This is a genomic window from Saccharospirillum mangrovi, assembly GCF_003367315.1.
Taxonomy (GTDB): Bacteria; Pseudomonadota; Gammaproteobacteria; order Pseudomonadales; family Natronospirillaceae; genus Saccharospirillum; species Saccharospirillum mangrovi.
In genome coordinates, this window is the sequence record NZ_CP031415.1 from 3317229 (window position 1) to 3338040 (window position 20812).

A 20812-nucleotide genomic window follows, 5' to 3' on the forward strand; every position below is an offset into this window, starting at 1 on the left:
TTACATCATGTAATTGATTCGGAACACATTGCCTTCCGGGTCCAGCAACACAGCCTGGTACCAGTGGTAATACGTTTCGTATGGCTCCTTAATCAAGGTTGCACCCGCAGCCACCGCCTTGGGCACGTACTGATCGACCTCTTCCTTGGAATCGACATCAATATTGAGCAGAAATTTGCAGCCCTGAGTGTTCGAATATTCTTCCAGGTGCAGCAATTCGTAGGCATCAAGTGCGTTAAAACCGATGCAGGATTTGCCGGTGTTCAGACCGCGAAAAATCGGCGAACGAATTTCCGGAATTTCTTCAAAGCCAAACACATCGCGATAAAAAACGTTCTGCGCTTCGATGTCTTTGGCAAAGACATTCACGTACGACAAGGTGCTCATCAGGCCACCTCGGTTTTACTGCCACCAAAGGTGGTTTGTTTGACGAATTTCGATTTCAGATGGTCGCCGGATGACACCGGCGGATAGAGCGCCTCGCCGTCGTCACCCAGGCAACTGGGCAGACATTCGATGATGGCGTCGTAGTTCGGCTGGTGGAAAAACACAATCGACTGGCGCGGGTGTTCGGCGTTGGCATCGAGTGGCGGATTCACGACGCGATGCAGTGTGGAAATCCACTGGTCGTTGGTCCAGCGCATCATCAAGTCGCCGATGTTGACGGCGAAACCGCCTTCAACGTAAGGCACATCCACCCAGTCGCCTTTGGCGTTGCACGCTTGCAAGCCACCGGGCGAATCGTCCGGGCGGACGATGGTCAGACTGCCGTAATCACTGTGCGCACCGGCGCGCATCTGGCCGGGTTCGATTTTGTCGCCGACATTGGGGTAACTGAGTGTGCGCAGCATGGAAATTTCTTTGTCGATTTTGTCATCGAAAAAGAATTCATCGAGATCCAGCGACAGCGCGAAGATGCGCATCAGCGAACGCGCCAGATCACTCATGGCGGCGAAGTATTCACCGTAGGCCTGCTCAAAACCGGGAATGTTTTGCGGCCAGACGTTGGGCGCGAAATGCGGCCCGGCGACGTCAAGGCTGTGGTAGTCGTCGTCCGGCACTTCGACCGGGCCGATGGAAAAGCTTTCTTTCAAATCACCCGGCGCGGCTTCTTCGAGCGAGTACGACAAACTCTCCTCAGCGACGGCGCTGTAACCACGCACCATGTCTGGACGCGGCCGGTCGACCTTGCGTTTTTCCGCCATCGGCTGATTAAAAAATTCACGGCTTAACTGATAAACGCGATCGACCAGCGACTCATCAATGCCGTGATTAACGATGACCAGAAAGCCGATGTCTTTACAGGCCTGGTCAACCGCTTGCGCAACCTGTTTTTTGCCAGCCTCAGTGCCTTCAAAGTACGGCGCCAGATCAATGGTTGGCACGTGCTCTAATTTCGTCATGGTGCTTGCCCTCTTCTGACCGTTGATCACAGCGAGGTCATGCAACCCATTCCTTTCGGCTGAGTGCTCGCTCACGGCTGGGCAGAGCAGCAAGCGTGCCAATAAATAAATAGCAATAAAAACAACGGGTTATTTTTTATCGACTTATTGATTTGGATCAAATGGTCCAATTTAGAGCTTCTGGTCTGGTATTAGGCACGAATAAAGGGCAAAGGCGACAGGCACCAAAATTCCCGGCCGATTGCGTCCGGGGTTTCAAAAGGCGAGGTAAATAAAAGTAGCGCTATGGCATGAAAAACAGCGTTAAGCGTCGGCGGGTTTTTCGGCGCAAAGATCCAATAAATACTGCGCCCGCCGTCGTACTTCAGCGCGCAGTTGCTGCGGTTTACGAATGGTGAAATCGACGCCCAAACCAGACAGGGCGGTGGCGAACCAATCCAGATTAGCGGTGCGTGAATGCACCACCAGGCCGTCTTCGGTCGGCACATAGACGCCGCCCATCCAACCGAGTTGTCGCGCCGCACTGGGCGACTGAGTGTGCAACAGCACTTCAATATCCCAGGCGCCTTCCTGGCCCTGAAACAGTCCGGCCAGACTGTCGGCCAGGTATTTTGCTGCGTCGAATTGCGCCGGTCGCAGAAAACTTTTGGGCAATGGATGTACTTGTGTCACCCGGTCCAACCGAAACGAGCGTAAGTCGTTGCGCAGATGGCAGTGGCCGCTCACGTACCAATAGCCGGCTCGAAACACCAGACCGTAAGGATCGACTTCGCGCTCCGAAGTTTCGCCATCGACCGTGCAATAACCCAGGCGCACGCTTTGTTGCGCCAGCGTGGTTTCGGTCAATGTCAGGAAAATACCTTCGTCGATTTCGGTACGCGCCGGCGCACGCGCCATCTGTGTGGTTTCACCAATGGCACGTACGCGTCGCTTCAAGCCATCGGGCATGACCCGTTCCAACTTGGCGCGCACGCTGGCCACCGCCACCTCGGTTTCCGCCAGGCCCAATCCACTGGCAGCGACCAGACCCAGCGCCACCGCCAACGTTTCTTCATCGGTGAACATCATCGGCGGCAGCTTGAAACCCGCCACCAGGGAGTAGCCGCCATCACGGCCGCGTTCGGCGACCACTGGCACACCCAGTTCTTCCAACGCCTGGATATAGCGCCGCACGGTACGGCCATCGACTTCCAAGCGGCGGGCGATTTCGGCCCCGCTGAGTCGGCGGTGGGTTTGCAACAATTCGAGCAGCGTCAGCACGCGGGTGGTGGGGCGACTCATGGTCATCTCGGTGGCAACGAAGGATGCAGACAGCCTCGCATTGAATTAGGACGGCTTCCAGCCTATTTCGACTGTAACGTGAGCGCTCCCTGTCACCGAAGGAGCACCACAGATGAAAACGACCTATCAAGGCAGTTGCCATTGCGGCGCCGTGCGCATCGAAGCGGACATTGATCTGAGTGAAGGCAGCGGCAAATGCAATTGTTCCATCTGCACCAAAACCCGCGCCTGGGGCGCCATCATCAAGCCAGAGAATTTTCGTCTGCTCAGCGGCGAAGAGGCGTTAAGCGAGTATCGCTTTGGCGAGGTCATGCAACACCTGTTCTGCAAACACTGCGGCGTGCGCCCGTTTGGACGTGGCGAGTTGGATGTGCTCGGCGGTCAATTTGTGTCCATCAGCCTGGCTTGCCTGGACAACCTCGACCCCAGTGAACTTGCCCAGGTGCCGGTGCGTTTTTCTGACGGCCGACACGACAACTGGCTCGAAGCACCGGCGGAAACCCGACATTTATAACAACGAATTTCAGGAGAGTTTTTTATGATTAGTACGTTGAATGTCTGGGCCGTTCTGGCGGCATTCGTTCCGTATTTTGTGCTGGGTGCACTGTGGTTTACCGTGTTTTTCAGCCGGCCTTATCGACGCTCGCTAGGGCGTGATGAACGCACGCCAACACCCAATGCGCCGATCTTTATTGTTGGCCCGATGTTGTGCATGGCCGTCATAACGGTAACGACGGCGGTGCTGATGCAATGGTTAGCTATTGAAAGTCCGCTGGCGGCTTTTGCGTTTGCGATCCTTGTCGGGCTGGGCTATCTGGTGACCAATACCCTGAACATCGCCATCAACCCCAATATCCCAAAGCCAGTTCTCTATGCGTTCATTACCGGCAGTTACCATTTGATCGGCGTGACGTTGGCGTGTTTTATTTTGCTGGCCTTAGGCTGAATCATCACCGCAACTGACCTGGCTGGCGCGCCACTGGCGGTTATATTTAACGCCGATGTCGTCGCCATAAATGACGGTGTAAATCCAGGTGGGTTCGTAATGATGTACACCCGCGCGCACCTCATAGTGTTTGCCCAGCCGCGCTTCGATGGCGCTGCTGGGCAACCCTTCGGCCTGCAAACAATAGGCGTGCGCCAGGCTGGATTTTTCGGCCACCAGCAAATACAAACCCAGCGCAGCGAAGAGCGCGATCACAACAATTTTCATAGCAATTCCATCGAAGCCTTTTTCAACACAAACCGCCGTTAGCCACTGGCCTTAAAAATAGTCGGGCAATTGATCAAAGTGAAAATCGGTGGCGATTTTTTTGACCATGCAATGACTGCCGGGTGCGGCCACTTCAAAGCCTAAACGGCGGTAGAAATTCAGATCGATGTCTGAATGCAGAAACACCGCCTGGGTGTTTTGCTGTTCAACGAAATGATTGATCACTGCCTCTATCAGTGCATAGGCGTAACCGCGCCGACGACAGTCAGGATCGGTGGCAACGGCCGCCAGACCGATACTGCCGGGTGGCAATTTATAGCGCTGTTGCAACACCAGCAGCGACGCCACCGGCTGACCGTCGAGATCCCAGACAAACCACTCGCCCGCGCGGTATTTCTCGCTGGTTTCGCAGGCGAGCAGATGTTCTGCTTTTGTATCGCCGTCGCCCCAGGCGTCGTAGCCCATCATATAGAGACGATGCATTTCATCGCCGGTTGGTGCTCGCAAGGTTTGCATACCAGAACCTTTTCGCAGTCTGAACAAGCCCGCTAATGTAGGCGATCCGCCCGGCTAACGAAACGCTTTACCGATAGAAACGGCTCAAGCAAGATCGACCACTGAACCCTAACCAACGTTCGGAGCCAAGCCATGCCAACGGCCGCACCTTTGATCTGGGGAACTGGCGAGCGCCGGTTCGACGTCTTCCTCGAACCGACCTGCCCGTTCTCCGTGAAAGCCTTGAACAAACTGGACGCGCTGCTAGAGCACGCCGGTGCCGACCAGATTCGCATCCAGATCTGGTTGCAATCGCAGCCCTGGCATTTGTTTTCCGGCGTGGTTGTGCGTTGTGTTTTGGCAGCATCGACTTTGCCGAACGGCCGCGATATGGCCAAAAAAGTGTTGCAGGCGGTGGCCGACCATCGCGAAGAATTCGAGTTCGAACACCACTGCCTCGGACCGAACCGCGATGCCACTCCGAACGATATTATTCAGCGCATCGAACGCTACAGCGGCATCGAATTAACGCCCGCCTTTGAACAACCTGATTTGGATGCTGTGATAAAACGCCACTGCAAATACGCGCGCCAGAACGGCATTCATGTATCGCCCACTTTTATGATCGACGGTTTGGTGCAGCCGAATATTGGCAGTGGTGGTTCGGTGGAAGATTGGGCGAAGGCAATTTTAAGCTGAGCTTTTATCGACTGGACGACCGCTGTCGTGCCAAAGGCAGGCGGCGTAGTAGAGGCTGTCCATATAGGGGTCTTTAATCGCGTAGTAGGCGTTGGCGTCATCCGCGAAATACAGCGCTAATTCGCGCTTAATAGCAGAGTAGGCCTGCGCCACTTTCGGCTGCGCTTTCAAGTAGTCACGCATCAACAGCGGATAGGCTTGGTTCAACCGACCCTGTTCACGCAGATGCAGGTGCGCGCGTCGCATGCCCGGTATTTCGCGAAAGAATTGTTTCGCCAGTTGTTTAGGTTCTGCTGTATATCCAATCAAATTGTCGCGCTGCACGAGCGGTCGATGATTGAACCCTGCGGCTGACAATAATCTGACCGCTCTGTCATCGTTCAAGTCGGCCAGAGTAATTTGAATATCGATCACATCCTTGGCGGGCAACCCTGGTATGGCCGTTGAACCAATATGATCAATGCGCAATGCGAGCGCCCCTAGCACTTGCTGCAATTGCATCGCAAGTTGATTGAATTCCTCCGGCCATTCGACCTTGGGTTCGACGATGACAATCCGGTCGGCCGTCTCAGCCATGCTCAGTCAACGCCAGTTTTACGCCGAGCGCGGCAAAGCTAGCGGCGAAACATTTCTGCATAACCACAGAAGCGCGCTGCGATTGTGTCAACCAATGCCGAAGCTGATGCGCCAGCAATCCGTAGCCGATAAACACCACCAGCGTCATCAACATAAAAATACCGCCAAGCACCAACATCTGCGGCAACGGTTGGCTGACATCCGCCGGTACAAATTGCGGCATAAAGGCGAGAAAGAAAATCGACAGTTTGGGATTAAGCGTGTTGATCAACATGCCTTTGAGCGCCACTGACCAACCGGTCTGCACTGCGCCGTCATCGGCCAGCGTCATCGGTCCGGTGGATCGCCACATCGACCAGGCCAAATACAGCAGATAGAGTGCACCAACGTATTTGATGAGTTGAAACGCCAGCACGCTGGTGTGAAAAATCACCGCCAATCCCAACACACTCGCCAGTAACGACGGAACAATGCCCAGCGTACAACCAGCGGCGGCATACAGGCTGGCGCGGCCGCCCTGGAACAGCGCTGTTGCCAGGGTGTAGAGCACGCCGGTGCCGGGAATCAATACCACAACGAGGGAGGTAAACAGGAATTCGATACTGATCATGGCGCGACTCCTATGTCCTGTGTTGTTGGCTCCGGGACAGTGGTTAACTGCGCGGACTACCAGGGCTGCGTGCTGTTGATAGCACGCGACAAAGGAGCGTCAGAGTACGTCAAGGTTTGGCGGTTGCCCATCCCCGCCTCGGTTATTGGGCGACAAACCCGCCGTCGATAGGCAAAGCAGTACCACTGATCATGGACGCCGCCGGGCTGAGCAAAAATGCAATCGGGTAGGCCACTTCCTGCGGCTGCGCAAAACGACGCAGCGGGATAGCTGCCAACATGGGGCCGCGTTTGGCCGGATCGGCCCAGGCCATTTCGGCCATCGGCGTCAGCGTGACCGTCGGGTTCACGCTGTTCACCCGTATGCCGTATTCGCCCAGTTCCAGACACAGCACGCGCGTCATGGAATCCAGTGCCGACTTGGACGCGCAGTAACCGAGATGATTGCGCAAGGCAACCAAACCAGCCTGGCTGGATACGTTGACGATGCTGCCCGCGCGGCCATGGTCCACCATGTTTTGCGCGACAAGTTTGGCGACGTGAGCGGCCGCCGTCACATTCACCGCCATGATTTTATCGATGTCGGCGGGTTTGAATTCAAGAACGCTGTCGAGAATCGAAATACCGGCGCAATTCACCAGACCATCCAACGCGCCCATGCCGGCAATGGCTTCGGCGACGGCGGTTTCATCAGTAATGTCCAGCGCGTGAGTTTCAGCGCCCAATCGTTCCGCCAAAGACGCCAGAGCGTCGGCATTACGGCCCATCAAAATCAGTTGTGCGCCCAATTGATGCAGCACTTCGGCTGTGGTTAAACCAATGCCGCTGGTGGCACCAGTGACGAGAATTCTTAGCCCTTCGATGTTGTAACTCATAGCACTATTCCATCGTTGGTTACGTTAAAAAGCTGTCTGCGATTTCGCCCAATTAAAAGAGCGGTATCGGCGCCGATACCGCTCTGATTTTCACGGCTGCAACAACACCTTGATGGAGTCGGTTGAGTCGGCCAGTTCAAAACCTTTTTCGTAATCCGCCAGCTTCATGCGATGCGTCACAATGCCTTTGGAGGTGATCAGTCCACGACTGAACAAGTCGATGGTGGTTTCATAGGTGTAAGGCGCCAGGTGAGCACCACGAATGTCCAATTCTTTGCGATCACCGATGATCGACCAATCGACGCTGGTTTCTTTACCAAACACGCTGAATTCCACAAATCGACCCAACTTGCGGATGATGTTCAGGCCCTGTACTACGCCAGCCGGAACGCCGGTCGCTTCGATGTAAACATCGCAACCATAGCCATCGGTCAGGGCGCGGACTTCGGTTTCAACGTCGTCTTTGGCGGGGTTGAGCACCACATCAGCACCGAAGGTTTTTGCCAGTTCCAGGCGTTCTTCAACCATATCGATCACAATCAATTTGCGCGGGGACTTGAGTTTGGCAGCCTGCACCATGCCCAGACCAATCGGCCCGGCACCGGCAATAACAACCACATCGTCTAACTGAATATCACCGCGATTTACCGCATGAATGCCGCACGACATGGGTTCGATAAAAGCCGCGTCGTCATCGCTGATATTTTCCGGAATTTTGTGCACCCGGCAGTGCTCGGTAACGAGCAAATATTCAGCCATGCCACCTTCGGCTACATAACGTTGGAAGCCAAAGATATTGTGCACTTCGCACATCCAATAACTGCCCGTTCGGCAATAGCGACATTTGCCGCAGGGTACAATTTGCTCGGCAATGGCACGGTCGCCTACAGCCACGTTGAAGTGCGCTTCGGCATCTTCTCCGGCGGCGACCACTTCACCGAAAAATTCGTGGCCGGAAATCACCGGCGCCTTAACCCAGGGGTTGTCTCCGCCCCAGAACATGGCGGCACCCGAACGGCATTTGCAGTCGCTGGCGCAGATACCGCAGGCGACAATTTTAATGAGCAATTCGTGTTTTCCCGGCGTAGGTACATCCCGGTCTTCCAGGCGATAGTCGTAGGGTCCATGACAAACGATGGCTTTCATTGTTTTACTGATCATTGCTGACTCCAGATGTTATTTTTTAATGTTTCGATCACGGCCGATGTAGATAGCCACCAAAATGATGAATCCTTTGATTACGGTCTGGGCGTAGGGCGACATGCCGATCATATTCAGGCCGTTATTCAGCACACCCAGCAACATGGCACCGACCAGCGTGCCGATGATGGCGCCGCGTCCACCGGCAATGGCGGTGCCGCCAATCACGACGGCGGCGATGGCATCTAACTCAAACGCCACGCCGGCATTGGGTTGTCCGCTCATTAATCGGGAAGTAAGAACCAGACCAGAAATGGCGGCAGTGCAACCGCTGATGCTGTACACCAAAACCTTGTAGCGATTGACTCTGACTCCGCTGAGACGCGTCGCTTCTTCATTGCCACCGATGGCGTAGATGTAGCGGCCGACCGGGGTTTTGTGCAGCACAACCCAGGCAACCAGATACACCAGCAACATAATGACGATGGGTGTTTGAACGCCGAACAGCGTGCCGCGCCCGAAAAACGAGAACGATTCAGGCAAGCCGGAAAGCGGATAGCCGCCGGTGTAAATCAGCGCCAGGCCGCGTGCGATACCCATGGTTGCCAGGGTGACGATGATGGGTGGTAACGCCCAAACCGCGATGCAGAATCCGTTGAAGAAACCGAACAAAATACCAACGCCAATGCCCGCCAAAATCGATAATTCCATGGGCAAACCCAACACCATTAATCCCGCCATGATGGTGCCCGATAACGCCATTACCGGACCGACCGAGAGGTCGATACCACCGGTTAAAATGGCGAACGTCATGCCCACGGCGATGATCGAAATAATCGAGACCTGACGAGCGATATTGATCAGATTACTTTCGGTAAAAAAATGCTCGTTCATGAAGCTCATAAACACTGTCACGACGATCAAACCGATGAATGGGTAAAACGCCGATGACCGTGTTAACCATTTAATCGAGCCGGAAAATCCATACCGTTTTTTAAGTTCAGACTGCGCGGTCATATTCAATGCCTCCCGTCGCCAGCTTTATTATGTGATTCGAACTCACCTCTTCCCGACTCAGAGTTCGCACCAGTTTTCCTTGTCGAAATACCGCTACGCGATCTGACATGCCGATCACTTCCGGCAGTTCGGAGGAAATCATGATGACGGCGAATCCGAGGGCGGTGAGTTCCCGTATCAGGTTGTAAATTTCAGCTTTGGCACCGACGTCGATGCCGCGCGTAGGTTCATCAAAAATGAGGATGTTGCATTGGTGGTTGAGCCAACGTGCGATGACGATTTTTTGTTGATTGCCGCCGCTTAAATTCACCACCACCGAATCGACGTTCGGGGTTTTGATCGACAGCTTTCTGACCAGGGTTTCCGAGTCGGCCCGTTCAGCCTCCACATCCAGAATTCCGACGGGAAAGGTGTATTTCTTCAGGTTGTTAATCGAGATGTTGTCGCGTACCGCAAAGGCGGTGATCAACCCCTGCGCCTTACGGCTTTCTGGCAATAAGCCGATGCCGTTGCGCAGTGCCTCGGCCGGGTCTTTGAGCTTGGCCGGCTTGCCGTTGACGACCACCTTCTTCTGATGAACTTTGGTTGCGCCGATCAACCCCATCACCGTTTCGGTTCGGCCCGAACCCACTAATCCGGAAAATCCCAGCACTTCGCCTTTGTAGAGATCGAAACAATTAACCGGGGCATTGCTGGTTAATTGAATGGCTGCAACTTCCAGTACTTTTTCGGTGGTGGCGTAGTCGATGGGTGTGTGCGGCGGGAAACTGTTTTCAATTTTCCGGCCCACCATCATTTCCACCAATTGATCGGTTGTGCTGTCTTGCACGGCCATATCGCCCACGTAACAACCGTCGCGCAGCACGGTAACGGTGTCGCAGATCTCGAAGATTTCTTCCATGTGATGGGAGATAAAAATCATGGTGACGCCTTGTTTCTTCAGCTCACGCATGATGGCGAACAGATGGTCGGCTTCGTTGGGCGTCAGCGTTGCTGTCGGTTCATCCAGGATCAGGATGTTGGCGTTCAGCGACAGCGCTTTGGCAATTTCAACAAATTGCTGTTCTGCAACGCTGAGTTTGTAGACCGGCACATCAATCTGCAGATCAATGTTGAGCGATGCAAAAATCTGCTCAACGCGTTGGCGCATTGCTTTGTAATTCAACAGGCCAAATTTGTTACAGATGGCCCGACCCAGGAAAATATTGTCGACCGCATCGAGATAGGGAATCAGGCTGAATTCCTGAAAAATAATGCCGATGCCGGCGCTGATGGCGCTGTTGTAGTCCTTAAAATGGCAGACAGTTCCCTGCACTTTTATCTGCCCGCTGTCGGGCTGATAAATGCCAGACAGTATTTTCATCAAGGTGGATTTTCCGGCGCCGTTTTCTCCCAGCAGTGCCCGTATTTCCCCTGCGCCCACACTTAGGGAAATGTCGGTCAGTGCTTTTACACCCGGGAACGACTTACTGACGCCACTGAGCTCAAGTGTCGGATTCATATTGGGTTTGCTCGCAACTAGCAGACAGTCGGATAGGGATGCGCTCAGCCGGTGCATTACCACACCAGCGAGCGCCGACCCTGCCTGAGGATTTACCAGCTAAAACTTGGCGCAGCGTCCTGGTCGATCAACGTCACGTCGACCGGGATCTGGCTGGGCACGTTGGCACCCCAGTACTTAGCCATGGCAACACCCAGACCCAGGCGAACCTGGTCACGCGGATATTGAGCGGCGGTAGCAACGAACAGCGAGTTCGGTTCCTGCATGGCGGCAATGGCATCGGGTGCACCATCGACGCTGACCAGCTTCACGTTACGACCACTGGCGTTGATGGCGGCATAGGAACCCATGGCACCGCCGTCGTTGACGCTGAAGATTCCGGCCAGATCAGGATGCGCTGCCAGCATGTTTTCGGTTACAGACAACGCAACAGAGCGCTGTTGCTGACCGTTCTGCACGGTGACGATGGACATGTCCGGATGCTCGGCAATGGCTTCGCGGCAACCTTCGACACGCTCCAGAATGGGCACGACCGGAATGCCGTCGAGGATGGCGATTTCACCTTTACCACCGAGCGATGTCGCTAGGTAATCGCACGCCAGGTAACCGGCATGCTGGTTACGCGAACCGACAAAGGCGTCAATCGGACCTTCGGCCTGGGCATCCACTGCAACCACAATGACGCCTTCGTCTTTGGCGTAACGCACGGCTGATTGCACGCCGACCGAATCCGTCGGGTTGATGAGCAGGATGTCGATGCCGCGCTGGACCATGTCTTCAATATCACTGACCTGCTTGGCAACGTTGTGGCGCGCATCTGTAACCACCACGTCGGCGCCCATGCTTTCGGCCGCGTCTTCCAGTGCCTGATGCATAACCACGAAGTATTCGTTGTTCATTTCCTGAAAGGACATGCCGATCAACAGGTCGTCGGCGGACGCCGAACCCAGGGTGAACACTGCGCAGGCAGTAAGGGCGAGTTGTCTGATCGTAGGTATGGTTTTCATTGTTTTATACCCTGTTGTTAAGTTTATTGTTGGGTTTATGTTATCGATAACATTTTTTAGCAAAAAAGAGAGTGGGCACTACTTTTGGAGCATAGGAGCCATACCCAATCGCCCACTCGAAAATGTTAACGATTAAAAAAAACTAGCAAAAAGAATCTTTAGGGACAAGCCTCGCTGGCGAAATTTTGCACGTAAAGCCGATGGCCCGGCCGTCACAAGGCGATGAACCGGGCGTATTCAATCGCTGTACATCCAGCGTTGGCGGGCGCTTTCAGGCGGTTGGGAGGAGTGATTCAGATCTGGCGCATTCGACGGTCTTTGGGCGACGTAAGTCTATTTCTGTGGCCAGGTTAGACTTGCAACTTGCCGTCGATGACCACTTCTTTGGTTTCATTGTCGCCGCTGTTCATTTCCTGAAACAGCAACTCCATGGCCTTTACGCCCGTCATGGTCGGATCGTGCGCAATGGTGGGATAGGTGATGCCATATATTTCGGCATAGGGCAGTTGGCTGACACCGGCGACCAGAACATTGCGATCTTCGAGATCAAAATCCCGCACCGCTTTCATGGCCCCCAACGTTATAAGTTCATTAATGCCTAAAATAGCATCCGGAATTTCGTGGTATTTCAGGTAATGCAGTGCCTTGTCGTAGGCAGGATTCATGGTGTAATCGGCGTATACCACATCGTAATCCAGAACCTTGCCTGACTCTTCCACGGCCTTTAAAAAACCCGCCAATCGATTCTTCGAAATTGGTGAACTCATCGGCCCGCTGATGATTAAAATCCGGCGAATATTTTGCGCCATCAAATGCCGGCCCATCTGATAGCCACTGTCCATATTATTCAGCACCACTCGGCTGAACGGAGTGTCATACAGCACGCGATCCACCATCACCACGGGCATGTGGTGGCGAATCAATTTGTCGATGTAGCTGGGGCGATAGGTGAGGTTGTCCAGTATCGGAGACAGCAAAATGCCCGCCACGTTATAGCCCAGCAAGGTTTCCACCGCTCGCATTTCCAGCTCTTCAACGCCGTCGGTATCGAACAGCATAATCGAGTAATTATGCGATTTGGCTTCACGGGAAACTGACTTGATCATTTCGGCGTAAAAGGGGTTGTCGATGCTGTCAGTAACAACGCCAATAATATTGCTGCTTTTTGACTTCAGATTTTTAGCGAAAGCGTTCGGCACATAGTTCAATTCATCGACGGCTTTGAGGATTTTTTCCAGCGACGATGGTTTAACTTTTTCCGGATGATTCAACGCCCGTGACACCGTAATGGTGGTCATGTTGACCTGTTTGGCAATGTCCCGAATCGTAACTTGGTTACGCTTACTCATCGTCAATTCCTAAACGCTCGACACTCAAAAAAAGGGGGATGAAACAGTTCACCCGAGGCGCTTCCTGGCGGCACCTTTCCACGTCGCGAAGCCGCTCAGAGTATACAAAGTGTCCGCAGCCTGGTCATTTCATCCACTCAAATACCAACACTCCAATCACGATCCTCAGTAATAGAAGCAAATTTGGCGTCTTGCCCTCGCTCCGATCAGCCCCCATACACTGGCCCAGTATGATGTCCCGCCTAGCCTCGCAGATGCTTTCACCGCGCGGCTATTTTCCTGGAGTCCCCATGACCGCCTATTCCGTTCTTGATCTTGCTCCCGTTACCGAAGGGTCCGATATTCGCCAGGCACTGCACAACAGCCGCGATCTGGCGCGCCACGTTGAACAACTGGGTTTCACCCGTTTCTGGATGGCCGAACACCACAACATGACCGGCGTTGCCAGCGCCGCCACCGCCGTGGCACTGGGCTTTGTGGCGTCAGGCACCGAACGCATTCGCATCGGTTCCGGCGGTGTGATGCTGCCCAACCATTCGCCGCTGGTGATTGCCGAACAATACGGCACGCTGGCAGAACTGTATCCGGATCGGGTCGATCTCGGCTTGGGCCGGGCACCCGGTACCGACGGCGCCACCATGCAGGCATTGCGTCGCGACCCGATGACCGCCGCCGACCGTTTCCCCGACGACGTGCAGGAATTGCAGGCTTATCTGGAACCGTTGCGCGACGGTCAACGCATTAAGGCTGTGCCCGGTTATGGCACGCGTATTCCGATCTGGCTGTTGGGATCGAGTCTGTATTCCGCGCAACTGGCTGCGGCCTTGGGCCTGCCGTTCGCATTCGCTTCGCATTTCGCACCGGACATGCTCGACCAGGCGCTGGCAATTTACCGCGAGCGCTTCCAGCCATCGGCATTTATGGACACACCCTACAGTGCCGCCGCCGCCAATCTGTTTGCAGCCGATACCGACGCCGAAGGCCGCCGTCTGCAAACCTCAATGATGCAACAGTTCGTTGCCTTGCGCCGTGGCACACCGGGCAAGATGCCGCCGCCGGTCGATGACATCGACAGCATCGGTTCGCCCATGGAACGCATGCAGGTGGAGCACGCTCTGGTGGAATCGGCCGTGGGTTCGCCGCAGAGCGTGCGTCGCTGGTTAGCGGCTTTTATCAGCCGCACTCAGGTCGATGAAGTGATATTAAATGGCCCGATTTTCGACCACGCAGCCCGGCTGAAATCGTTCAGCATTGCCGCTGAGGCGATGCAGGGGCTGTAACATTCGCGCGCCAATTTGAGCGCTGGCATTAACGCACCACGCTGCCGATCTCGGTGTGCGCGGCGCCCGTCCGCAAGGCAACGCATGACGCAACAGTTTGTAGGCCAGTCGCTGGATCATTGGTCAATGCAGTTCGGTGACCGCGTTGCACTGAGCAATGGGTCCAACGTCGTCTGCTGGCACGAGCTTCTGCAAAACGTAAAACGCCTGGCAGGCCACCTTGAACCGGCGGGTGCAGTCGCGCTTGAGTTGGCCGATCCGATTGAATTGGCTACCGCATTTTTGGCGGTTGTCAGAGCCGGCGGTCGGGCCTTGGTCTACGATCCGAGCTGGTCGCTGTACCAGCGTGCTCAACTTGGTTCACAACTGCACCCGACCACTACGCTGGATTCCGCCGGGCTACAACAACGGCTGGCCGACGCCTCAGGTCCAATTGACGCAACGCATCGACCAGCGGCAACGGATCCGTTCTACGTTGGTTTTACCTCCGGTTCCACCGGTTTGCCGAAAGGGTATCGGCGCCATCATGCGTCCTGGTTGAACAGTTTCGACGTCAGCCAACAGTTGTTTGATTTCACTCAAAACGACGTCGTGATGGCACCCGGCAGCCTGGCAACATCGCTGCATCTGTATGGTGTGTTGCAGGCTTTGCAGGCGGGGATCCGCGTCACCTTGGTATCGCGCTTCCAACCCCGGTCGGTTCTGGAAGAAATGCGCGAGCAAAACGTCACCGTGCTCTACAGCACGCCGACGCAACTGCAATTGCTGTTGCAAGCCAGCCAGCGCCGCTCCGGGTCAGCCTTAACTCAGGTTCGACACCTCATTGTCAGCGGTTCCAAATGGTCACAACACACCCGTCATGCCATTAAGCAGCTGTTTCCAAATGCCCGCCTGACGGAGTTCTACGGCACCTCGGAAATGAGCTTTGTCAGTCTGCGCAACGACACCCAAGACGCCCCGGAAACGTCGGTGGGCCGACCAGTTCCGGGCGTCGACATTCGCATTGGCGAACACCCTGATCGGCCGCTATCGACGGGCGAGGTCGGTCGCATTTGGGTGCGCAGCCCGCTGTTATTCGACGGCTATGAATGCGGTGGTGGTGAAGAAACACGCCGGCATGGACCGTGGCTGACCGTTGGTGACCACGGCTACCTCGACCAGGCCGGCTGGCTGTATCTGGCCGGTCGGGAAAAACGCATGATCGTCAGCAGCGGTTTCAATTTCTATCCGGAAGAGATGGAACTTTGGCTGGCACAGTTACCCGGTGTTCAACACGCTGCGGTTGTCGGCCTGCCCGATGCCTTGCGCGGTCAACGCATTGAAGCCTGTATCAGTAGCAATCGTGCGATAACCGATGCCGAATTGCTGCAACATTGCGCTGAGCGGTTCCCAATCCATCAATGTCCCCGCACCTGGCACCGCTTGGCCGACTGGCCGATAACGTCGAGCGGCAAAACCGACTTCAACCAATTAAAGGCGCAGCTTATGGCGGTCAGCCAATGAATCGTCCAGTTTACCTTGTGGCAGCACGGCGTACACCGGTTGCACCGGTGGGCGGTGCATTCAAAAAACTGGCGGTGACCGATCTGGCCGTTCCTGTGTTGCAAGCCATTGTGGCTGACGCTGGACTGAGGCCTACCGACGTCGAACAGGTCATTCTCGGCAATGCGCTGTATGGCGGCGGCAATCCGGCGCGCACCGTCGCGTTGGCGGCGGGTTTGGACGAAGCCATCCCGGCTTTTACGCTGGACACCCAATGTTGCTCGGGTCTGGATGCGATTCGACTTGGCACCCAAGCCGTTGCCGCCGGCCAGGCGGATGTCGTTATCGCTGGTGGCGTGGAAAGCACCAGTCGCCGTGCCATTCGCCTGCACCGGCCGACATCGCCTAATGAATCGCCCATTGAATACGAACGGCCGCCGTTCACGCCCTGGCCGGAGCGGGATCCCGACATGGCTGACGCGGCGGCAAAAGTGGCCGATCAATGCAACATCACCTTGGACGATCAAATCGCCTGGGCGATTCATAGCCACCAAAAAGCCTTGGCTGCACGAGCAGAATTAGAGGAGGAATGCGTCGCTGTCGGGGGTTTAACGGTCGACTCAGCGACCCGACCGCTGACCGAGCCACTGGCCCGACGCACGCCGGTGATTGCCCGACGTCACCGAGGCGAGATCAATGTGGCCGGCACGGCATTGAGCGCCGACGCAGCCGCAGCCTGTGTGCTGGTCAGCGAGACAGTTGCCCGGCGTCTGGACCCGGCACTCGTCAAGTTACGCTGGATCGATGACGCCAGCGGCGGTGGTCGAGCGGATTGCCCGCCCGAAGCGCCGGTGCCGGTCGCCCGTACCCTGCTGGACCGGCTGAACCTGAGCGGTCGAGACTTTGCCGCAATTGAATGGATGGAAGCCTACGCTGCCCAAGTGATCGCCAATGCTCAGGCGCTGGAGTTGCCGATTGATCGGATGAACAGAGGCGGCGGCGCTTTGGCGCGCGGCCACCCCATTGCGGCATCGGGTGCCATCCTGGCCGTCCGGGCCTATTCGCAGGCCCGGCAATCTCCCAAGGGGTTCCGTGCGTTACTCGCCATCGCCGCCGCTGGCGGATTGGCGAGTGCGGCCGTTTTGGCGACGGATTGAACCGGCGTCGATTTTACTGCGAGAAACCTCGGAACCGGCTGTAATCGGTCAACGGCAGGCGGGGCGTTGCAAAGTTGTTTTCGGGCGCCGAGGTATCGGCATAGCCCAGCGCAATACCGCAGACCACCATTTCGTCATCGCTCAACTCAAGCGCATTGCGAATTACATCCGGGTAACTGGCCAAGGCACCTATGCCACAACTGTCGATGCCTTCTTCAGCGGCGGCGAGAAAGATCGATTGCACAAACATGCCCAAATCCATAAAGCAGCCCGCGCCCATGCCCCGCTCTATCGTAATGACCAATCCCACAGGCGCATCAAAGAACTGAAAGTTACGGCGAAACTGTGCTCGACGCTGAGCCAGATCGCGCCGGGCGATACCGAGACTGCTGTACAACGCATACCCCACTTCGCGTTGTCGTGCTTTCAGGTGCGCGGGCATGGGCACTGGGAAATAGTCGTACTCTTCTGGCTGGCTGTCCTGCCGTTCCACAGCGGCATCTAACTGAGCCTTTAGTTGTTGCAGTGGCTCGCTCGTTAATACGTGTACAAAACCCGGTTGCAGGTTGGCCCCCGACGGCGCTCGACGCGCTTTCGTCAGCACGCGTTCTATTGTGGAACGCGACACGGGCCGGTCCAGATAACGACGCACTGAGCGGCGCCGCAATAACGCCTCGGATACGGAAGTCATCGTGAATTCTGGACAAGTAACGGAGTTGGATTGAGCCGTGGACGCTCAGTTTGAGGGAAGCGGTTCATTCGGTTGATCTGCAATGTCCGGGTCGCGCTGTGGTTGCTGTCGTTTGCAGTAGTTTACAGTCACGACCCGGCGATTCCGAGACAATGCAACCAACGAATCAGCCGATCAACGGCCAAACAATTGGTCGATCAGACTGGGCATGCTTTGCATGGCAGCGTAGGCGTCGGCACCGGCGTTGCCGGTACTTTTGGCGGCGTCGGCGAGGAAGTACAGATCGCCGTTTTCGAAGGCGGCGCGGGCTTCTTCGTCGGTCATGTTAGCCAGTGCCTGCAATTTTTCTTCGTCGAACCAATCCGGCGTCTGTTGGTTGTTCGACACCAATTGATAGGCGTTGAACAGCGCTTTCGATGGCGTGGTGCCGTTGGCTTCGTGTTCGGCCATGGCTTTGCTGAGGGCGTCGTAAGCGGCCGACAGGGTGTCGTCGCTGAGCGTCAGACCCTGGTTGGCCCACTGGGTCACCTGGCTGTCGCCGCCAAAGACCAAACGCGCCAGATGATTTTTCGACGCAGCGCCGGAAAGCATGGCGTTTTCCATTGCCATCTGTTCTTCGGTGCGTTCGATGGGTTCGATCTCACCGGCAGCTTCCTGCCGCCGCGTTTCCACCGTCTGGATAAATTGTTCCGCCCACTGCGTTAAAGAGCCGGAAATATTCATGCGTTCGCCTCTTAAAAAGTGATTCTTGCAATACACATTTCAAGAGGCGTGCCAGCATTATGGTCGAACGCTCAGCGCTCCGACCAGACGGCGAATTCGTTGCCGCTGGGTTCGGCAAAATGGAACCGACGGCCGCCGGGAAATTCGTAAATCGCCTGCAGAATTTCGCCACCGGCGGCTTCGATTTTGGCCTGAGTGTCGGCCAGTTCGTCGCTGTAAAAAATCACCAGCGCAGAACCTTCGTCAGACCGGGCACGTTTGCTGTCGTGGTAAAAACCGCCTTCCATGCCGCCGCCAGTAAAGGCCAGATATTCCGGGCCGTAACTGACGAATTTCCAATCAAAAACGGTTTCAAAAAACGTCTGGGTAGCGGCGAAATTGCTGGCGGGGAATTCCAGATAATGGATGGATTCGTGCTGTGGCATGGTTGGCGCTCCTTTTGGACGGAACGCCCAGCTTACCGGCTGTTAACAATCCCAACCACTCACGAATCAGTCGTTACCGAGCCATTGGTAATTGACGCCAACCACCGCCACGTAACGGGATTGATCGTCGAGTAAATCCGTCACCGGGCTGTCGGCAGCGTCGCCAATATAATGGCTGCGACTGAGCACCAGAATGGTCGACCAACGCGGTTTGATTCGATACGCCGTCACCAAACCAACGCTCATTTCCTGCCAGCCACCATCGGCATCAAACGCCTCGACACCGGCGGCGCTGGCGTCACTGGCGTTGAGTGAGAAAAAGCGCTCGGAATAATCGTCGCTGAAATAACTGAAGCCCAGATTACCGATAAAAGTGAGTTGGTCGGTGGTGGGCAACACCCAGCCAAATTTCATCGTGCCGTACATCGATTCGTGGCCACCCGGCATCGAGGTGGCGATGTCGCCGCCTACGGTCAGAATGCCCGGTAACGGTACGCCGATAACTTTCCAGGGAATGCCGCTGCCGCCGGCCAGACCGACTTCGGCCGAGGCGGGAATGTCGGGCACTTCTGCTTCGTCACGTCCGCCGTTGTAACGCATCAACGGCCCCAGGCTGATCAGTCGGTTGGGCACCAGATCGGTGCCGATGCCTAAGCCGGCACTGGCGACGGAATAACCGTTGTTTTCATATCGGAACGACGGCGCCGGGAAGACGCGCCAGTTGTCATCGCCCGTCGGTGGCAGCGCTGCGGCACCAAGCCCAACCGACAACTCCGCCGCCTGGGACGACCACACAAACGACAACAACAGTACGCAGGAACAGAAGCGTTTTATCACGCCGGGTTCTCCAGAGTTCATCAATCAACAAGGCCAGCGCTGAATGATACCCCGACTGGATGACAAAGGATCGCTTCCCTGCGATCCGCGCACTGTTAACTGAGATGGCTAACCAGGATGGCTAACCGAGATGGCGATTAAAAAACGCCAGCGTGCGTTCCCACGCCAACTCGGCGGCTTCTTCGTCGTAACGACCGGTGGAGTCGTTATGGAAACCGTGGTTGGTGTTGGCGTAGATGTGGGCGGTGTACGGCACGCGGTTTTTCTTCAGCGTGCTTTCGTAGTCCGGCCAGGTGGCGTTTACCCGGTCGTCCAACGCCGCGAATTGCAGCAACAGCGGCGACTTCACCTGGTCGCGAATGGCCGCCGCCGCGGGCGTTCCGTAAAACGGCACACCCGCGTTCAACTCGTCTGGGATGGCGGCCGCCAGCATGTTCACCACGTAACCGCCGTAGCAGAAACCGACCGCGCCCAGTTTGCCGCTGGAACGTTCGTGCTGTTTCAGAAAGCGTGCGCCAGCGATGAAATCGGCTTCCATCTTGGCGGCGTCGAGCGAACTTTGCAGTGCCCGGCCTTCGTCGTCGTTACCCGGATACCCACCGACCGGATAGAGCGCATCCGGCGCCAGCGCCACAAAACCCGACTTAGCCAGGCGGCGCGCGACGTCTTCGATGTACGGATTCAAACCGCGGTTTTCGTGCACCACCAGCACCACCGGGCCGGTATCGGCCAGACCCGTCGGCACCACCAGATAGCCACGGGCTTCGCCGTAGCCCTGCGGCGACGGGTAAGTGACGTAACTGGCGAGGATGTCCGGGTCGTTAAACGACACCTGTTCAGCCTCGGCGTAGTTGGGCATTAAAGCGGCGGTCAGCGTACTGAGCGCAAAACCGGCGGCGGTGAGCGTCATCAAGCGGTTCATAAAGGTACGGCGGTCGATCAGGCCGTGGGCGTATTCGTCGTACCAGTCGAAGGCTTCTTGCGGAATGGGTCGGTCGGTTGTCGTGGTTCGAGCGGGAGCGTGAGTGGACATGCGAGTTCTCCTGGAGCAA

At 56.0% G+C, this 20812-nt stretch carries 24 protein-coding genes; 6 read left to right on the forward strand and 18 right to left on the reverse strand.

Going from position 1 to position 20812, the window contains the following annotated elements:
- From DW349_RS15495 to DW349_RS15505, 3 genes are all read right to left on the reverse strand, one after another.
- Complete coding sequence (locus tag DW349_RS15495) at positions 1 to 387, reverse strand: VOC family protein (RefSeq protein ID WP_108124090.1); 387 nt, start codon at positions 385 to 387, stop codon at positions 1 to 3.
- Positions 387 to 1403, reverse strand: coding sequence for an isopenicillin N synthase family dioxygenase (locus DW349_RS15500; RefSeq protein ID WP_108124091.1), 1017 nt, complete (start codon positions 1401 to 1403; stop codon positions 387 to 389). The genes DW349_RS15495 and DW349_RS15500 overlap by 1 nt, the downstream gene beginning before the upstream one ends.
- A gap of 303 nt (positions 1404 to 1706) precedes the next feature.
- On the reverse strand, positions 1707 to 2684 hold the full coding sequence (locus tag DW349_RS15505; RefSeq protein WP_108124092.1) for a helix-turn-helix transcriptional regulator: 978 nt from the start codon (positions 2682 to 2684) through the stop codon (positions 1707 to 1709).
- A gap of 112 nt (positions 2685 to 2796) precedes the next feature.
- On the opposite strand from DW349_RS15505, the gene DW349_RS15510 reads away from it, so the two are divergent.
- Together DW349_RS15510 and DW349_RS15515 are read left to right on the forward strand one after the other, a co-directional pair.
- On the forward strand, positions 2797 to 3198 hold the full coding sequence (locus DW349_RS15510) for a GFA family protein (RefSeq protein ID WP_108124093.1): 402 nt from the start codon (positions 2797 to 2799) through the stop codon (positions 3196 to 3198).
- A 24-nt stretch (positions 3199 to 3222) separates the two neighbouring features.
- A complete protein-coding gene (locus tag DW349_RS15515) occupies positions 3223 to 3630 on the forward strand; it encodes a DUF1761 domain-containing protein (RefSeq protein ID WP_108124094.1) in 408 nt (135 codons plus the stop codon).
- Here the strand turns inward: DW349_RS15515 and DW349_RS15520 are convergent.
- Together DW349_RS15520 and DW349_RS15525 are read right to left on the reverse strand one after the other, a co-directional pair.
- A complete protein-coding gene (locus tag DW349_RS15520; RefSeq protein ID WP_108124095.1) occupies positions 3622 to 3897 on the reverse strand; it encodes a hypothetical protein in 276 nt (91 codons plus the stop codon). The genes DW349_RS15515 and DW349_RS15520 overlap by 9 nt on opposite strands.
- Positions 3898 to 3948: 51 nt before the next feature.
- Entirely contained in the window at positions 3949 to 4413 is a 465-nt protein-coding gene (locus tag DW349_RS15525) for a GNAT family N-acetyltransferase (RefSeq protein WP_108124096.1), read from the reverse strand.
- A 132-nt stretch (positions 4414 to 4545) separates the two neighbouring features.
- Between DW349_RS15525 and DW349_RS15530 the strand changes: the two genes are divergently transcribed.
- A complete protein-coding gene (locus tag DW349_RS15530) occupies positions 4546 to 5091 on the forward strand; it encodes a DsbA family protein (RefSeq protein WP_108124097.1) in 546 nt (181 codons plus the stop codon).
- On the opposite strand, the gene DW349_RS15535 is transcribed toward DW349_RS15530, so the two are convergent.
- From DW349_RS15535 to DW349_RS15570, 8 genes are all read right to left on the reverse strand, one after another.
- Positions 5083 to 5667: a GrpB family protein gene (locus tag DW349_RS15535; protein ID WP_108124098.1), complete on the reverse strand. Its 585-nt coding sequence runs from the start codon at positions 5665 to 5667 to the stop codon at positions 5083 to 5085. The genes DW349_RS15530 and DW349_RS15535 overlap by 9 nt on opposite strands.
- The gene (locus tag DW349_RS15540; RefSeq protein WP_108124099.1) at positions 5660 to 6277 is read right to left on the reverse strand and encodes a LysE family translocator; all 618 of its coding nucleotides are present in this window, start codon (positions 6275 to 6277) and stop codon (positions 5660 to 5662) included. The genes DW349_RS15535 and DW349_RS15540 overlap by 8 nt, the downstream gene beginning before the upstream one ends.
- 142 nt (positions 6278 to 6419) lie before the next feature.
- Positions 6420 to 7151, reverse strand: coding sequence for an SDR family oxidoreductase (locus DW349_RS15545; RefSeq protein ID WP_108124100.1), 732 nt, complete (start codon positions 7149 to 7151; stop codon positions 6420 to 6422).
- A gap of 90 nt (positions 7152 to 7241) precedes the next feature.
- On the reverse strand, positions 7242 to 8312 hold the full coding sequence (locus DW349_RS15550) for an alcohol dehydrogenase catalytic domain-containing protein (RefSeq protein ID WP_108124101.1): 1071 nt from the start codon (positions 8310 to 8312) through the stop codon (positions 7242 to 7244).
- Positions 8313 to 8327: 15 nt separating this feature from the next.
- Positions 8328 to 9185 carry an ABC transporter permease gene (locus DW349_RS15555; protein ID WP_232819264.1) on the reverse strand — a complete coding sequence of 286 codons (858 nt, stop codon included), beginning with the start codon at positions 9183 to 9185 and terminating at the stop codon, positions 8328 to 8330.
- A 106-nt stretch (positions 9186 to 9291) separates the two neighbouring features.
- Complete coding sequence (locus DW349_RS15560; protein WP_108124103.1) at positions 9292 to 10809, reverse strand: sugar ABC transporter ATP-binding protein; 1518 nt, start codon at positions 10807 to 10809, stop codon at positions 9292 to 9294.
- A 92-nt stretch (positions 10810 to 10901) separates the two neighbouring features.
- The gene (locus DW349_RS15565; protein ID WP_108124104.1) at positions 10902 to 11816 is read right to left on the reverse strand and encodes an ABC transporter substrate-binding protein; all 915 of its coding nucleotides are present in this window, start codon (positions 11814 to 11816) and stop codon (positions 10902 to 10904) included.
- Between the two features lie 350 nt (positions 11817 to 12166).
- Positions 12167 to 13165, reverse strand: coding sequence for a LacI family DNA-binding transcriptional regulator (locus DW349_RS15570; RefSeq protein WP_108124105.1), 999 nt, complete (start codon positions 13163 to 13165; stop codon positions 12167 to 12169).
- A 290-nt stretch (positions 13166 to 13455) separates the two neighbouring features.
- On the opposite strand from DW349_RS15570, the gene DW349_RS15575 reads away from it, so the two are divergent.
- The 3 genes from DW349_RS15575 to DW349_RS15585 all read left to right on the forward strand — a co-directional run bounded on the left by DW349_RS15575 (position 13456) and on the right by DW349_RS15585 (position 17084).
- Positions 13456 to 14445: an LLM class flavin-dependent oxidoreductase gene (locus DW349_RS15575; RefSeq protein WP_108124106.1), complete on the forward strand. Its 990-nt coding sequence runs from the start codon at positions 13456 to 13458 to the stop codon at positions 14443 to 14445.
- Between the two features lie 84 nt (positions 14446 to 14529).
- Positions 14530 to 15948 carry a class I adenylate-forming enzyme family protein gene (locus tag DW349_RS15580; protein WP_108124107.1) on the forward strand — a complete coding sequence of 473 codons (1419 nt, stop codon included), beginning with the start codon at positions 14530 to 14532 and terminating at the stop codon, positions 15946 to 15948.
- Positions 15945 to 17084 carry a thiolase family protein gene (locus tag DW349_RS15585; protein WP_108124108.1) on the forward strand — a complete coding sequence of 380 codons (1140 nt, stop codon included), beginning with the start codon at positions 15945 to 15947 and terminating at the stop codon, positions 17082 to 17084. Before DW349_RS15580 ends, DW349_RS15585 begins: the two co-directional genes overlap by 4 nt.
- Before the next feature lie 13 nt (positions 17085 to 17097).
- On the opposite strand, the gene DW349_RS15590 is transcribed toward DW349_RS15585, so the two are convergent.
- The 5 genes from DW349_RS15590 to DW349_RS15610 form a co-directional block, all read right to left on the reverse strand.
- Positions 17098 to 17775 (reverse strand): nitroreductase, encoded by a 678-nt coding sequence (locus DW349_RS15590; protein WP_108124109.1) that lies wholly within the window; start codon positions 17773 to 17775, stop codon positions 17098 to 17100.
- A gap of 174 nt (positions 17776 to 17949) precedes the next feature.
- Positions 17950 to 18498, reverse strand: coding sequence for a hypothetical protein (locus DW349_RS15595; RefSeq protein WP_108124110.1), 549 nt, complete (start codon positions 18496 to 18498; stop codon positions 17950 to 17952).
- Positions 18499 to 18569: 71 nt separating this feature from the next.
- Positions 18570 to 18923, reverse strand: a complete 354-nt coding sequence (locus DW349_RS15600; RefSeq protein ID WP_108124111.1) for a VOC family protein — start codon at positions 18921 to 18923, stop codon at positions 18570 to 18572.
- Positions 18924 to 18989: 66 nt separating this feature from the next.
- The gene (locus DW349_RS15605; RefSeq protein WP_157954223.1) at positions 18990 to 19760 is read right to left on the reverse strand and encodes a MipA/OmpV family protein; all 771 of its coding nucleotides are present in this window, start codon (positions 19758 to 19760) and stop codon (positions 18990 to 18992) included.
- A gap of 121 nt (positions 19761 to 19881) precedes the next feature.
- The gene (locus DW349_RS15610; protein WP_108124113.1) at positions 19882 to 20793 is read right to left on the reverse strand and encodes a dienelactone hydrolase family protein; all 912 of its coding nucleotides are present in this window, start codon (positions 20791 to 20793) and stop codon (positions 19882 to 19884) included.
- Between the last annotated feature and the right edge of the window lie 19 nt (positions 20794 to 20812).